Source organism: Candidatus Pantoea multigeneris, assembly GCF_011752615.1.
Classification (GTDB): domain Bacteria; phylum Pseudomonadota; class Gammaproteobacteria; order Enterobacterales; family Enterobacteriaceae; genus Pantoea; species Pantoea multigeneris.
The window spans coordinates 69,251-83,270 of the sequence record NZ_VWXF01000014.1; the positions used below are offsets into that span (position 1 = coordinate 69,251).

11 protein-coding genes are annotated in these 14,020 nt (G+C 57.5%); 7 read left to right on the forward strand and 4 right to left on the reverse strand.

The window, feature by feature from the left end; all coding sequences use genetic code 11:
• Nucleotides 1-18: 18 nt before the first annotated feature.
• On the reverse strand, nt 19-2,406 hold the full coding sequence (locus F3J40_RS22550) for a glucose/quinate/shikimate family membrane-bound PQQ-dependent dehydrogenase (RefSeq protein ID WP_370659874.1): 2,388 nt from the start codon (nt 2,404-2,406) through the stop codon (nt 19-21).
• Nucleotides 2,407-2,657: 251 nt separating this feature from the next.
• On the opposite strand from F3J40_RS22550, the gene F3J40_RS22555 reads away from it, so the two are divergent.
• Nucleotides 2,658-3,245 carry a TetR/AcrR family transcriptional regulator gene (locus tag F3J40_RS22555; protein WP_017349860.1) on the forward strand — a complete coding sequence of 196 codons (588 nt, stop codon included), beginning with the start codon at nt 2,658-2,660 and terminating at the stop codon, nt 3,243-3,245.
• Nucleotides 3,246-3,382: 137 nt separating this feature from the next.
• Here F3J40_RS22555 and rpiB read toward each other — a convergent pair whose 3' ends face one another.
• Nucleotides 3,383-3,847, reverse strand: a complete 465-nt coding sequence (gene rpiB / locus F3J40_RS22560) for a ribose 5-phosphate isomerase B (RefSeq protein WP_026042865.1) — start codon at nt 3,845-3,847, stop codon at nt 3,383-3,385.
• 413 nt (nt 3,848-4,260) lie between these two features.
• Between rpiB and F3J40_RS22565 the strand changes: the two genes are divergently transcribed.
• The 6 genes from F3J40_RS22565 to F3J40_RS22590 all read left to right on the forward strand — a co-directional run bounded on the left by F3J40_RS22565 (nt 4,261) and on the right by F3J40_RS22590 (nt 10,878).
• Entirely contained in the window at nt 4,261-5,598 is a 1,338-nt protein-coding gene (locus tag F3J40_RS22565) for an MFS transporter (RefSeq protein WP_017349858.1), read from the forward strand.
• Between the two features lie 2 nt (nt 5,599-5,600).
• Nucleotides 5,601-7,334 carry a dihydroxyacetone kinase family protein gene (locus F3J40_RS22570; protein WP_167018232.1) on the forward strand — a complete coding sequence of 578 codons (1,734 nt, stop codon included), beginning with the start codon at nt 5,601-5,603 and terminating at the stop codon, nt 7,332-7,334.
• 10 nt (nt 7,335-7,344) lie between these two features.
• The gene (locus F3J40_RS22575) at nt 7,345-8,124 is read left to right on the forward strand and encodes a triose-phosphate isomerase family protein (RefSeq protein WP_167018234.1); all 780 of its coding nucleotides are present in this window, start codon (nt 7,345-7,347) and stop codon (nt 8,122-8,124) included.
• A complete protein-coding gene (locus tag F3J40_RS22580) occupies nt 8,121-8,933 on the forward strand; it encodes a sugar phosphate isomerase/epimerase family protein (RefSeq protein ID WP_017349855.1) in 813 nt (270 codons plus the stop codon). Before F3J40_RS22575 ends, F3J40_RS22580 begins: the two co-directional genes overlap by 4 nt.
• A 2-nt stretch (nt 8,934-8,935) precedes the next feature.
• Nucleotides 8,936-9,790, forward strand: coding sequence for a phosphogluconate dehydrogenase C-terminal domain-containing protein (locus tag F3J40_RS22585; RefSeq protein ID WP_017349854.1), 855 nt, complete (start codon nt 8,936-8,938; stop codon nt 9,788-9,790).
• A gap of 122 nt (nt 9,791-9,912) precedes the next feature.
• Nucleotides 9,913-10,878 (forward strand): sugar-binding transcriptional regulator, encoded by a 966-nt coding sequence (locus F3J40_RS22590; RefSeq protein WP_017349853.1) that lies wholly within the window; start codon nt 9,913-9,915, stop codon nt 10,876-10,878.
• Here the strand turns inward: F3J40_RS22590 and F3J40_RS22595 are convergent.
• On the reverse strand, nt 10,862-12,745 hold the full coding sequence (locus F3J40_RS22595) for a D-apionate lactonase family protein (protein ID WP_167018236.1): 1,884 nt from the start codon (nt 12,743-12,745) through the stop codon (nt 10,862-10,864). The two genes, F3J40_RS22590 and F3J40_RS22595, sit on opposite strands and share 17 nt — an antisense overlap.
• The gene (locus F3J40_RS22600) at nt 12,738-14,006 is read right to left on the reverse strand and encodes an MFS transporter (protein ID WP_167018238.1); all 1,269 of its coding nucleotides are present in this window, start codon (nt 14,004-14,006) and stop codon (nt 12,738-12,740) included. The genes F3J40_RS22595 and F3J40_RS22600 overlap by 8 nt, the downstream gene beginning before the upstream one ends.
• Between the last annotated feature and the right edge of the window lie 14 nt (nt 14,007-14,020).

Genomic DNA, 14,020 nt, shown 5'->3' on the forward strand with positions numbered 1-14,020 from the left:
AGGCTGCGCGGTAAGTGCTTAAGGAAGGGCGTAAGCGACCACGTAGTCGCCTTGTTTGGTGCCAAAGCTGCCGTGGCCACCTGCGGCGGTGACAATATATTGCTTGCCGCCTTCGCTGTAGGTCATCGGTGTGGACTGGCCGCCAGCGGGCAGGCGATCGCTCCACAGCTCTTTACCGGTGGTGACGTCAAACGCCCGGATATAGTTATCCATTGTGGCGGTGAGGAAGGTCACGCCGCCAGCGGTGACCATGGTGCCGCCCAACATTGGCATACCGACCTTAAACGGCAGAGGAAGCGGAGTGGCATCACGCGTGGTGCCGACGATGTGCTTCCACATGATTTGATGTGTACGCAGATCGATACCGGCAATATAGCCCCAAGGCGGAGCCGGGCAAGGCAGGCCGACCGGTGACAGGAACGGATGCAGATCCACACCATAAGGCGTGCCATACATTGGCTGTACGCCAATCTCACTGCCTGGTGGATGCTCTGCATTGGGTGCTGCCGGATTTCCCGGCCCGCGTGGAATCAACTTCGACACAAACGGGAATGCCATTGGGTTAGCAATCGCAATCTGGCGCTGTGGATCAACCGCAATGCCACCCCACTCGAACATCCCGACATCACCGGGGAACACCAGCGTGCCTTGCGTATTGGGTGGCGTGAACGGGCCATCGTAGCGCATCTGCTTGAACATAATGCGGCACGCCAGCTGGTCAAACATCGTGGCACCCCACATGTCTTTGTCCGTTAGCTTCTGCTTGGGTTGGAACGTCAGCTCCGAATAAGGCTGGGTTGGCGATGTGCGATCGCCAGGTGCTGCACCTTGCGGCACGGGCGTTTCCGGCGCGGGCACGATCAGCTTACCGTCGCGGCGATCCAGGACAAAGATGTTACCGGTTTTCGCTGGCGCATAGATCGCCGGGACGACGCCGTGATCGGTTTTCAGATCGACCAGACTCGGCTGGGACGGCAGATCCATATCCCACAGATCGTGGTGAACGGTTTGATAAGACCAGACGCGTTTGCCGGTGGCAATCTGCAACGCCACCAGTGAACTGGTATAGCGCTCGCCCAACGGCGTACGATTACCGCCCCAGATATCCGGCGTCGACATGCCCACCGGCACATACACCAGACCGAGCTTTTCATCGGCTGCCAGCAACGTCCACGAGTTAGGCGAATTCGGCGTGTAATGATGGGTCGCCGAGGGCAGCGCATTTTCATCAGCCGCACCAGGGTCCCACGCCCACACCAGTTTGCCGGTGTAGACATCAAAACCACGCACGACGCCAGAAGGCTCCTCGGTGGAGTAATTATCGGTGACGGCACCGGCCATGATGATCAGCTGGCGCGTGACCACGGGCGGTGACGTTCCCTGATAGAAGCCCGGTGTTTTCACCGTCATGCCATCTTTCAGATCGATTTCGCCATTCTGGCCAAAGTTCTGGCAGCGCTGGCCGCTATTGGCATCCAGCGCGAACATCCGACCGTCGTTGGTTGGCAGGATAATACGCTGCTGACATTCGGCAGGGGGTGTCATGCCATCGCTGGTGCGTGCATCAGCCGGAGTCGCGTGATAAGAGACGCCGCGACAGGTGAGATGCTGCCAGGTAGGGTCATCTTTGACCTGGGGATCAAACGTCCAGATCTGTTTGCCGGTGCTGGCATCCAGCGCAAACACCCGCTGATGTGGACTGCAAAGATAAACGGTATGACCGACTTTGAGCGGCGTGACTTCAAACGTCGACTCCAGCGGATCGTTTTTGCCGATGATATCGCCCGTGCGGAAGGTCCAGGCGACTTTCAGCTTATCAACGTTTTGCGGCGTAATTTGTTTCAGGGGAGAGGAGTGCTCACCCGCCAGGGTGCGGCCATAGGCGTGCCACTCGCCATCTGGCACTGCGGGATCTTGCTGCGCACTGCTCTCGCTGGCGGTGGTTTCGGGCAGCTTGCCTTCAATGTCGTTATGAGTAAACAGCAGCGAAGCACCCAGCGTCAGTACGGCCAGCACCAGCGCACCCAGCAGTGGTTTTTGCGCTGGGCGCTGTTCCGCCGGAAGAGAACGCCAGGTGAAGGGCAGCAGCAGCCACACGCCGAGCAGCACCAGAATATCGAGGCGGGGTGCCAGCAGGAAGAAACTAAAACCGACTTCGGCCAGCGCCCAAAGGGTGGTGCCAAACAGGATCAGGCTAAACAGCAGGGTGGTGAGACGACTGGCGCGCCACAGTAAAACGCCATTTACCAGCAGTAGAATCCCTGCAACAAGGTAGTACCAGGAACCACCCAGTACGGCAAGCCACAGGCCGCCACCGGCTAGCGCCAGCCCAAACAGCAGCACCACTACGGCGGAAATACGCAGTAGCAGGCTGGGGTGCGATGTATCAGGTATTGAAGAGTTCACGTTAGTTTCCTGAAAAAGGGGATCGGGAAGGCTGTTTGTGTCTGAAGTTTCTTTACAAACAGTTAACGTAAATTACATATGGCGCGAAGGTTTTTCCAGATAAAACTTACTCAATAGTAAGTTTTAAGCATTTTATGCACGGTTTAGCGATCGCCAAAGCCGCGCCGATCCGGGTGGATCGTGACGATTGCACTCAGCGTGGCAGGCAAACTATGTTACTGTAATCGCTCATTTTTACCGCAGGCGCTGTTATGCAATCGAAAAAATCCTCGCTGACCAAAGGCGAAAAAACCCGCGAACGTTTACTGGAAGTGGCTGCCGACCTGTTTGCGGAAAAGCAGTTTCACGGCACGCGTATCAGCGATATTGTGCAGGCCGCCGGGGTGACTCAGCCCAGCTTTTACAGCTATTTCCCCAGTAAAGAGGCGATCTACCAGCAGCTGATTGCTCGCTTTGATGAAGAGCTGGAAGAACTTGTGGTTTCGCTCCTGATTGATGCCGCGCTGCCGCGTGAAAATGTGCTCTCTAATCTGACGGAAAGCTTCCACCGCTACCTGACCTTCTTCACCAGCAATCGCAATCTGACCCGGATTAGCCTGTTCCAGCAGCCGCAGGACGCAGAAACGCGGCGCAAACTCCAGCGCTGGATCGCCCGCAATATGCGCATTGAGCAGGAAAGAGGTTTCTTCTCAGCCGAAGTACCGGTGGAAGTGCTGGCGGGTTGTTACCTCGGTGTACTGCTGCAAACGCTGTTGCAGGAACCGCAGAGCGAGTCGCTGGCAGCAATCAGCCTTGAGCGCGGTAAATTTCTCTATGGTGGGCTGACGTTTAAGCCATAACGCACAGGCCAGCTAACAAAAGTTACTTATAAGTAACATTTGTTAGGGGTGGTGATGTAGCGTAAATGTTTCATTTTGCGCGGCGAGATTAGCAGGGCCATCACCCTGCTAAGACGCGCTAAAAAGGCGAGTCGCTATCAGGCGGAATGCGCCTGGCAAGCCTGTTCGTAGTAATCGATCTTATCCACTTTTGCGGTAGAGCCGCCGCCTTCAAACTCTGATGCCAGCCAGGCGTTAACGATTGTTTTCGCCAACTCTGGTCCCACCACGCGTGCGCCCATTGTCATGATCTGGGCATTATTGCTTTTCCGCGCCCGCTCGGCAGAGAAGGTGTCATGGCACTGCGCTGCGCGTACGCCCGGCACTTTATTCGCAACAATCGCCACGCCAATCCCTGTGCCGCACAGCAGGATACCTCGCTCGTGATGACCCTCCTTCACCGCTGTCGCCAGCGCAAAGGCGACATCCGGGTACATTGGGCGGTCATTGCGCGCATCATTACTGTAATCCAGCACCTCGTACTGCTTCTCTTCCAGCTGCTTTTTAATCAGGTTTTTCAGCTCAATAGCTGCATCATCGGCACCAATTGCAATCGTTTTCATGATCTTCTCCACCAGTTTACAGGGTACAGCGGCCTGAACACCGCAGGCGGCTGAAGCTTCATTTTTAGCCTGCCACAAAACTGAGCATATGTTCAATATAGTTTCATTTGTTTTTTGTGGTCGTCGCTTTTTGTGGTCTGAGCCACTGTTTTTGTGGTGCGTTTTTGCGGTCATTAGCGCTGTGAGCAGGGTTTATGAGGAAAAATCACCGGGTATGCGTCAGATCACAAATTTCAGGTTTGCATCTGTCAGATGTTCAATTATACATGTAGTGTTCATTTGTTCGTTATCAGTACACAAGAAGACCCGAGAGGACTCAATGATGCGTACAGCAGAACATCTTTCCGACACCACCATGGGATACGTACCCTGCGTACCCCTTGCTTATCCCCCACTTTTAAGCGAGGCCCACCATGACATCACGCAATGAGCAAGACGTAGAACAGCGCACCATGCGCAAAATCAGCTGGCGTCTGGTGCCGTTTGTCGCGCTGATGTTCTTTATTAACTTTCTCGACCGCACTGCTATCTCTTTCGCTGGACCCAACGGCATGTCGGCAGATCTGGGATTAACCGCCTTGCAGTTTGGCCTCGCCTCTGGCCTGTTTTTCATCGGTTATATCCTGCTGGAAGTGCCTAGCAACCTGGCGCTGCATCGCTTTGGCGCACGCCGCTGGCTGGCGCGGATCATGGTGAGCTGGGGCATCGTCTCACTGCTGTTTGCCTGGGTGAGCAGCGTTGAGGGGCTCTATACCTTGCGCGTGCTGCTGGGTATTGCAGAGGCGGGGTTCTTTCCTGGCGCGATTCTTTATCTCAGCAGCTGGGTGCCCGCGCATCAGCGCAGCCGCATTCTTTCACTGTTCTACCTGGCGCAACCGCTGACCGTGGTGTTTGGTGCCCCGCTGGCGGCAGCGCTGATTGAACAGCATGGCCTGTTTGGCATGGCGGGCTGGCGCGTAATGTTTGTCGGCGTTTCCCTGCCTGCCATTGCACTCGGTATTTTGGCGCTGTTCTGGCTGGTGGATCGTCCACAGCAGGCGAAATGGCTGAATGATGAAGAGAAGCAGTGGCTAACGCAGGCGCTGGAAGCGGAGCATGCGGCGAAAAGCCAGGCGGCCCACCACAGCGTACGCGGGATTATGCGTAACGGCCGCGTCTGGACGCTGTGCCTGATCTACTTCGGTTTTATCTATGGGTTGTACGCGCTCGCGTTCTTCCTGCCAACCATTATCGGCGGCTTCCAGCAGCAGTTCGGCACCACCTTCAACATCATGGAAAAAGGGGCCATTACCGGCGCGCCTTACCTGGTGGCTGCGGTGGTGATGGTGTTCTGGTCACGTGATGCGGCAAGACGTGGCTGTAAAACCTGGCACATCGCCCTGCCAGCGCTGGTGGGCGGTATCAGCGTCCCCCTCGCGCTCTACATGGATTCTCCGCTGGCGACCATGCTGGTTATCGCTGTCACAGCCAGCGCGATTTTTGCGGCGCTACCTAACTTCTGGACACTGCCTACCCAGTTCCTGAGTGGTGCGTCAGCGGCTGCGGCAATAGCGCTGATTAATACCCTCGGCAATGTCGCCGGATTCTCTGCGGGTTACATCACGGGGGCGTTACATGACGCAACAGGTGCCTACACCCTGCCGATGCTGGTGGTGGGTGGCTTTATGCTGCTCTCTGCACTGCTCATGCTGTGGCTCAATCGCCAGCGTTCCCAACCTCTGCCCGTCACCCCCTTTGTTCAGGAGCATTAATTATGACTTACCTGTTTAACCAACCCTCAGCGTTTGCGGCAGAACTGATCGAAGGATTTGTGGCGGCTAACGCCGATAAAGTCCGTCAGGTTCGGGGTGGCGTGGTACGCAGTACTCGCAGCAAAGCAGGCACGGTCGCGATTGTCGTTGGCGGTGGATCGGGACATTACCCGGCGTTCGCAGGCCTGGTGGGTCAGGGTTTAGCGCACGGTGCGGCGATGGGCAACCTGTTCGCTTCGCCTTCTGCTCAGCAGATCTACAACGTGGCCGTGGCGGCGAATAATGGCGGTGGTGTGCTGCTCGGATTTGGTAACTACGCAGGGGATGTACTGCACTTCGGCCAGGCCTGTGAGCGGCTGCGTGCTGATGGTATCCCGTGCGAGTTGCTCCCGGTGACGGATGATATCTCCAGCGCGAGCGTGAGCGAAATTGAGAAACGTCGCGGTGTCGCGGGGGATTTAGCGGTATTTAAGGTTGCCAGCGCAGCGGCGGAAGCGGGCCACAATCTGGCAGAGGTCTTCCGCCTGGCGCAACATGCAAATCAGCGCACGCGTTCCTTTGGCGTAGCCTTTTCTGGCTGCACCTTGCCTGGCGCGACGCATCCGCTGTTTGAAGTGGAAAAAGGCCATATGGCGCTGGGGATGGGTATTCATGGCGAGCCAGGCATTAAGGATACGCTGGTACCCCGTGCTGATGTGCTGGCCGAGATTTTCGTCGACAACCTGTTGAGTGAGCTGCCTGCCGGTGTTGCAGCGGCCAAGGGCCAGCGCGTAGCGGCCATCCTGAATGGCCTTGGATCTGTGAAGTACGAAGAGCTGTTTGTGGTTTACCGCCGGGTGGCACAGCTGCTGGCAAGCGCCGGTGTGACGGTGGTAGAACCGGAAGTGGGTGAGTTTGTCACCAGCTTCAATATGGCGGGGGCTTCGCTCACGCTGATGTGGCTGGATGACACATTGGAAACCTTATGGCACGCCCCGGCCAATGCACCTGCCTATCGCAAAGGGAGTGTGATTGTCGCGGAAGCCCTCAGTCCGGCAGAGCGAGAAGAACCGGTGCAGGAGACGCTACCTGAAGCCTCTGCCGTATCGCAACAGAGTGCGCAGCGAGTGCTGTTGCTACTGGAAGCCATGGCGCAGCAAATTCAGTCCAGTGCTGAAGAATTAGGGCGGATCGATGCCGTTGCAGGCGATGGCGATCACGGCATTGGCATGGAGCGTGGTGTGCTGGGTGCCGTGGCTAAAGCCCGTGAGGTTGCCGCTCGCGGCGCAGGTGCAGGGACTTTGTTGTGCCGTGCCGCTGATGCGTGGGCCGATCAGGCGGGCGGCACGTCTGGCGCACTGTGGGGTGTGGCGTTAACCGCCATCGGCACTGCGTTGGGCGATCAGCAGGAGCCGGATGCCAGCCGCGTAGCCACTGGGGTGCGCCATGCGCGTGAAGGCATCATGCACTTTGGTAAAGCCCAGCCGGGCGATAAAACCATGGTAGATGTGCTGGTGCCGTTTAGTGACCATCTGAGCCAGGCGGTAGCGCAAGGTGCCAGCCTGAGCGATGCCTGGCAACAGGCGGCCACGGTGGCGCATGACGCAGCACAGGCGACGGCGCAGCTGTTACCCAAAATGGGCCGGGCACGTCCACTGGCGGAAAAAAGCCTCGGGACGCCGGACGCAGGAGCCATCTCACTGGCGCTGATTGTGAACACGGTTGGCAGTTTGCTGCACGACAAAACCCCGGTTTAAGGAGCAAGGGATGACACAACCTGTAATTTGGCTGGGCGTCAGCCTGAAAATGTACTTTGGCTATCAGCAGACCCTGCAATGGTGCCGTGAAGTGGCAGCGCTAGCGCGCCAGCATCCGGCCATTCAGCAGGGCGAAATCGGGCTATTTATCTTGCCTTCGTTCCCCGCGATCCCTGCGGTTGCAGAGATTTTTCATGGCACGCCAGTGCGTTTTGGCGGGCAGAACATCTGTCAGGCGGAAAACGGAGCCTGGACGGGTGAAGTCAGTGCCAGCACCCTACAGGAACTGGGCGGCACGCTGGCTGAGATCGGCCATGCCGAACGTCGTCGCTATTTCAACGAAGATGCCACACAAATTGCGGCCAAGGTCGCGCAAGCCCTGACTCATGGTTTAACGCCGGTTTTATGCATTGGTGAAGCGATGCCAGGCTCACCGCAGCAGGCGATTGCACTGTGTGAGCAACAGTTTGCCGAAGCGCTGGCCCAAGCCGTCGCGCAGCAGTTGCAGGGTGAAATTCTGTTTGCCTATGAGCCGCAATGGGCGATTGGCGCACCGCAACCCGCCCCCGACAGCTACATTCGCGCGGTGTGCGCTGGCCTGCAACAACTGGCCACCCCGCCGGGTATTTCCCATCGGGTGATTTACGGTGGCAGCGCCGGACCGGGGTTGATTCAGCGCCTCGGAGGGGATGTGGATGGCCTGTTCCTCGGACGTTTTGCCCATGATACCGCCGCGCTTAAACGCATCATTGATGAAGCCAGCACCCTGGCACAGGCTGGTGCGCTATGAGCCAGATCGGCCTGAGTACTTACGCCTTTTTCTGGCGCATGTCCGCACGAGTACCGCAGCCCTTAACGCTGGCGCAGATGCTGGAGCAGACCGCCGCTCTCGATTTATCGCTGTTTCAGATTTGCGATTATCCCGGTCTGGAAAACTGGCGTGATGAGGAGCTGGATGCCCTGAAACAGCAGGCGGATCGCCTTGGCATCACGCTGGAACTGGGTACGCGTGGGCTGGAGAGTGAGCACCTGCGTCGCTATCTGCAACTGGCTGAACGGCTGGGGGCAAAAATTATTCGCTCGATGTTTAACAGCGCCACGCTGCGGCCTACTCCGGAGCAGGCCACAGAGCTGATTGCCGAAGTGCTGCCTGATTTTGCGCGCCAGCAGGTGAAGCTGTGCCTGGAAACCTATGAGCAGGTGAGCAGCACCACGCTGATGGCGGTGATCAACCGCTTCCTGTCACCCTGGCTGGCGGTGTGTCTCGATCCGGCTAACTGCGTCGCCGGGCTGGAGCTGCCCGCGCATGTGATTGCCAATACGGCTGCGCGCGTTGGCAATCTGCATATCAAAGACTTTGCATTTACCCGGCGCGATGGCTGGGTCGGTTTCACCTTTAGCGGTGCGCCCATGGGCAGTGGGTTACTGGACTATGACGCGATGATTGCGGCAGTGCGCCCGCAGGAGCGGGGGATCAGCCAGATTGTCGAACACTGGTTGCCCTGGCAGGAAGATGCCGTGACTACCTGCGAGCGTGAAGCCGAATGGACCGCCCGTACCGTCGAATTCTTACGTAGTAAACAGAATCAGGAGAAGTAACGATGAGCCAGATCAAAACCGTGAGCGTGATTGGTGCCGGTGGCAAAATGGGGATGCGTATCTCCGCCAATCTGCAACGTAGTGACTATCAGATGTTCTATTGCGAAAGTGCGCCACAAGGCCAGCAGCGCGTGGCGGCAGAAGGGCGTGAAATTTCGGATGCTAACAGCGTGGTCCCCCTGAGCGATGTGGTGATCCTGGCGGTACCCGATATCGTACTGGGCAAAGTCTCTGAAAGTGTGGTGCCACAGATGAAAAGCGGTGCCATCTTGCTGACCCTCGATCCCGCTGCGGCTTACGCCAACCTGATCGCCCAACGAGCAGATATTGAGTATGCCGTGGCGCACCCGTGTCATCCTTCCGTCTTCCTTGAGCGTTACACCAAAGAAGAGCACGCCGATGCTTTTGGCGGCGTCGCCGCGCTACAGCACGTTGCCGCCGCCTATGAGGCCGGTAGTGCAGAGCAGAAGGCCGAACTGAGCAACGTCATCAAAGTGATGTATGGCCCGGTAGAGCAGGTACACTGGGTTACGGTCACACAGCTTGCCTACCTCGAACCGACGCTGGTTGAAACCGTTGCCTGTATGGTGGGGGCGTTTATGAAAGAGGCGTTGGACGAAACGGTAAAACACAGCGGTGTACCGGAAGAAGCGGCTAAAGCGATGCTGTACGGCCATATTCAAATTGCGCTGGCGGTGGCTTTCCGCGCCACGAACCCATTCTCGGATGCCTGCATGATCGCCATGGAGTACGGGCGTGAGAAGATCGTTAAACCTGACTGGAAACAGATCTTCGACCAGAAAGAGCTGGATATTGTGATTGCCCGCATGTTGAAGATCGATGCTATTCGCCGCTAAAGCGTGACCCTCTCTGCGGCTCAGCGCCAATGCCTGGCGATATGAGCCGCATCAATGATATAACTCCTGTCCAGATAGGCCTGAACCTTTTCAGGCTGCCTGCCGCTGCCAGAAGGTAAAAGATGGATAAAAACACGCAATCTCAGGACTTTGAACTGCTGACAGAAATTGCAGTAGCCTACTATCAGGATGAGATCACCCAAGAGGAGATCGCGCGGAAATTTGGGATTTCGCGCATCAAAGTGGGTCGTTTGCTGAAGCGTGCGCGGGAAGAAGGGATCGTTGAGATCAATGTTCGCTATCACCCGGTGTTCAGTACCCGCCTGGAACAACAGCTGCTGGATCGTTTTCCCCAACTGCAACGCGCGCTGATTGCCCTCGATCTGCAGGATGGCGAAGAGCAGCGTCGTCAGGTCGCCGCGTTGGTGTCCGGCCATCTGGCACAGAACCTGAAAGACAACGCGATTGTCGCCGTGGGTCAGGGGCGCAATGTGGCTTCCGTTGCGGATTATCCGGGCCAGGTGCCTACGCGTAACTGCCACTTTATCTGTGGCATTGGCGGTACCCATCGCCCCGGCGATGCGATTAATGCCGACCATATCAGCCGCCGCTTGGCGAAAAAATTTGGTGGGATCAGCGAAAGCCTGTACGCACCGGCTTACGTGGAAAATCGCGCGTTAAAAGACGCGTTTATGCAGAATGGCACGATTAAAGAGACGTTGGATCGCGCACGTAAAGCCGATATCGCACTGGTCGGCATCGGCGATATGAACGAAAACAGCTACATGGTGAAGCTGGGCTGGTTTACCCCGCATGAAATCATTGATGCCAGTCTGAATCAGGGTGTCACCGGGGATATTGCGGGCTATGACTTCTTTAATGCCCAGGGCCAGCATGTGGATACGGTGATGAACGACAGAGTGATTGGCCTGAGTATTGATGAGCTGCGCAAAATTCCCTGCGTGATTGCCATCGCTTCAGAAAACACCAAAGCGATGGCGATCCTCGGTGCGCTGCGCACCGGCGCGATTGATATCATCGCCACCACCGCGCAGAACATCCGTACCATCCTCAATATGACCCAATAGTCAGCTCGCATACGGCACAGGCTTCCAGGGTAAAAATGGTGCCGCTCAGCGGGCGCTGTTTTTCCCGGTAGCCGTAGCTGTCCAGCGACCAGCTTTGTTGTACCGATCCCTCAGGCAGGGGGATCGCCACCGCGCGATCGTTGAGATTGGCGATCAGCCAGATCGGATCTTGCTCACCGTTTTCGATCACGATCGCCACCGCGCCTTGTTGCGGCGTCTCTGCTCTCCAGCGTTGACCCGCATGGGCAGCAAACCAGTGCACCACATACCAGGCGGGCCAGCGTGTCGGGTTACTGCTCAACAACGGCTGCAAGCCAAGGGAACCGCACAGCGCCGCCGGGCACCAGTGGCTGACCTCCGCATCGACAATCCCCGCCATATAGCCCACCAGATAGCTGGCAAAAAACAGGCCGCGCTGACGCACATCTTCATGAGTCATGGTTAACCGCCGCTGCTGCGGATTTGCATAAACGTGGCTGCCGTAAGGGTTGCTGCGCATGCTGATCATCGACGGGCCGAGATAGTAGGGCATCTGACGACCGATGAACGATCGCGTTGTGGCGGTGATGTAAGGCAGTGATTCCAGCGTTTGCACCACTGAGCGGTCATCCGCGTTATGCACAATCGGGCAGGTGGCGTGGGTGATGAAATCGGTCAGGCCGAGCGGTGGGCGTTTGCGGTTCAGCTCCGTGAAGTAACTCAGCATCCCTCCACCGAGCGAGCAGTCAGGGAACAGTTCCCGCGTGGTGCGGTAGATCGCCTCCAGAGCGGGTGTCCAGGGCCATTCACTCCCTGGCGGCGTTGAGGTCATATCGGGCGCAGGTGAAGGGATCAGCGCATCGGGCTGCAAGCGCGCCTCGGCCAACTGCTGTTGTAATAACACCAGCGCAGGACGGAAATCTTCTCCTTGCCGCACCGGTAATACGTACTCCAGCAGCAGTGGTAGCTGACTCTGTCGCTTAATCCATGCCAGGGTTGCCAGCCAGTGTGGGCTATTTTGCTCAGGGTTATAGTGCGCGAGCAGATGCTGAGGCCGTAGCGCTGCAAGTGCATCCACTACGTGCGGCGGCTCTTCGCACTGCGCCTCCGTCAGCAGCAGGCCGGTAGCGGGCAGGGTATTGCGTGCATCTATGGGGTGGAGCGCGGGTAAGGCTTTACTGGCCGGGCTGATAGCCGTAACGGCCAGTGAAACTGACTGAGTTAGCGTCTCCTCAGCGGCTAGCCGGTAGGGCCACGGCAGGGCCAGCGGGCGGGAGTAGACTTTGTAGGAGCCATCCGACCAGGCGCGCTGATCTTCCATCTCAAACACCTCACCCGCGTACCCGGTGTTCACCAGCCAGCCCGCAGCGTGCTGATAGCACAACTGCGCGATGTGCTGGAACGGCTGCCAGGGTTCAATCAGCAGAGGAAAGTGGGCGTGAGTGACTGAGCCATCGGTGCCTGTTACCGCCACTGGCGAGCCTGCGACGCCTTGCAACGGATAGAGCACGGTAATGCCGCTTCGGGCCGTTTCCATGGCGCGATCCGGGCAGGCGCTGGCCGAGTAGCGCAGTTGGTTATCACGCGTCAGGATCAGCTCGCGCACTATCGTCAGCTTGCAGCCGTTTTCCGTATGGCAGTGGCTAGTGCCGCGCCATGTCAGGCTCTGTGCGGTGCGGGTAAGGGTGGGATGCAGGTGCTGTTGCGGCCAGGTGCCCCAGTTTGCATCACGTACCACATAGCCAATGGCGCGGACTATCTCGGTCCCGGCAAAGCAGATATTTTTAATGTCTCCTGCCACCAGTTCAAAACTCCAGTCGCCAAAGCGAATGGTTTCACCTTTTTCCGGCAGCTCACGCGTGCCGTAGCGCAGCAAGAGATCATCCATTGCGTGGCTCCTGCGCTGCAAATCCGGCATCTATGTCCTGGCCGGGTTCGATATGCTTCAGACGTAGCGTCAGCCAGGTACCCAGCGAGCCAAGCACTGCCACGATGATCCAGGTGGCTGACGGGCTATTCAGGCTGGAAGCCAGCGTCCACAAGGCACTGCCGAGCATAAAGCCCAGCACCATCATGGCAGAAAGAATGCCGATGGCGGTGCCACGCACGTGGGTAGGGAAGCTTTCACTCTGGTAGACATAGCCCGCCGCGGCCCAGATGCCGTTGGTCAGTTGGAAAATCAGGAAATAGAGCAGTACCACCAGCCAGAACTGGGTCGACCACAACAACAGCAGGCAGAGTGGGGCAACAGACAGCGCGGCAAAAGTAATCACTTTTTTACGGCCAATTTTCTCGCCGATCCAACCGCCGAGAATATAGAAGAAGAAACCGAGGATGCCGCACCACAACATCAGTTCGCTGGCCTGATGGCCGCTAAAGTCTTTGCGCTCAGTTAGCCACCAGGTGATGTAAAAGTTGGTCGCCACATAGCTAATGCCATAGGAAATCCAGCATAGCCCCATAGTGATCAACCGGTTACGCAGCAGAGGCGAGCTGAGAAGGATCCGTAGCGGATTAATGTCGGCCTCCTTGTGCTGTAGCTTTTCACTTTCGAAGCGGTGGGACTCGCGAATAAACACCCGGCCAATAATCACGGCAGCGATGGGCAGCGCGCCAAACAGAAACACCGTGCGCCAGCCGTGATCGCCAAACAGCATATACACGCCCGAAGCGAGGAAGACGCCCAGCGGGTAGCCTCCCTGAACAATTGAGTAGAGCAGCCCCCGATTTTTTGCCGGAAGCTGTTCGTTAACCAGGGTGATCGACACGGCCAGTTCGGCGTAAGCCAGCCCGGAAGCCAGCGCCCGCACCGCCACCAGTTGCCAGAAATCCTGCACAAAATAGGTCATGCCGGTGAATAGCGCGGTGCCGCACAGGCACACCATCCACAACAGCTTGCGGCCGACGCGATCCATGCTGTAACCCACCAGCAGCGTAATGATGAACTGCGCACCATAGACAAAGGTGCCGAGAATGCCGAGCATCTGCTCGTTGATCCGCAGTTCCCGAGCGATGTCCGGTAGCGCCAGCACCAGCAGGTTGACGTCATAAGACGCCAGCGACCAGCCGATACAGGCAATAATAATCAGATAGATCGTGTAAAAGCGTTCCTGTCCTGCCGATTTACTGGCGTCGATACCGTATTCCACTGTCGCCTCCTCGT

Coding starts and splice junctions, on each gene's coding strand:
- F3J40_RS22595 (WP_167018236.1), bottom strand. CDS start 12,745: ATGGATGATCTCTTGCTGCGCTACGGCACGCGTGAGCTGCCGGAAAAA.
- F3J40_RS22580 (WP_017349855.1), top strand. CDS start 8,121: ATGAGCCAGATCGGCCTGAGTACTTACGCCTTTTTCTGGCGCATGTCC.
- F3J40_RS22585 (WP_017349854.1), top strand. CDS start 8,936: ATGAGCCAGATCAAAACCGTGAGCGTGATTGGTGCCGGTGGCAAAATG.
- F3J40_RS22590 (WP_017349853.1), top strand. CDS start 9,913: ATGGATAAAAACACGCAATCTCAGGACTTTGAACTGCTGACAGAAATT.
- F3J40_RS22575 (WP_167018234.1), top strand. CDS start 7,345: ATGACACAACCTGTAATTTGGCTGGGCGTCAGCCTGAAAATGTACTTT.
- F3J40_RS22565 (WP_017349858.1), top strand. CDS start 4,261: ATGACATCACGCAATGAGCAAGACGTAGAACAGCGCACCATGCGCAAA.
- F3J40_RS22555 (WP_017349860.1), top strand. CDS start 2,658: ATGCAATCGAAAAAATCCTCGCTGACCAAAGGCGAAAAAACCCGCGAA.
- rpiB (WP_026042865.1), bottom strand. CDS start 3,847: ATGAAAACGATTGCAATTGGTGCCGATGATGCAGCTATTGAGCTGAAA.
- F3J40_RS22570 (WP_167018232.1), top strand. CDS start 5,601: ATGACTTACCTGTTTAACCAACCCTCAGCGTTTGCGGCAGAACTGATC.